This window comes from Streptomyces sp. SID14478, from assembly GCF_010548525.1.
Classification (GTDB): domain Bacteria; phylum Actinomycetota; class Actinomycetes; order Streptomycetales; family Streptomycetaceae; genus Streptomyces.
In genome coordinates this window covers 1-304 of sequence record NZ_JAAGMG010000831.1, presented here as the reverse complement: position 1 = coordinate 304, position 304 = coordinate 1, and the positions used below count along the sequence as shown (strand labels likewise).

The 304-nt window shown below is 79.6% G+C and carries 1 protein-coding gene; it reads left to right on the top strand.

The genetic code is table 11. The annotated features are described in order from the left end of the window. The coding region (locus G3I40_RS26800; RefSeq protein ID WP_275410225.1) for a beta-ketoacyl synthase N-terminal-like domain-containing protein at positions 1-304 on the top strand (304 nt) is incomplete at both ends.

Here is a 304-nt window from a genome sequence, read left to right as displayed (position 1 = left end):
CCGCGACCTGCTGCTGAGCGGGGCCTGCGACATCGCCGTCGCGGGCGGTTCGGAGGCGGCCGTCACCCCGGTGGTCACCACCGGGTTCCAGCGGATGGGGGCGCTGTCCGCGCGCACCGGCGATCCCGCCGCCGCGTCCCGGCCGTTCGCGGCCGACCGGGACGGCTTCGTCATCTCGGAGGCCACCGGGATCTGCGTCCTGGAGCGCACGGCGGACGCCCGGGCCCGGGGCCGGCGCGGCTACGCGCTGCTCGCCGGCGCCGGGCAGTCGACCGACGCGCACCATCCGACGGCGCCCGCGCCG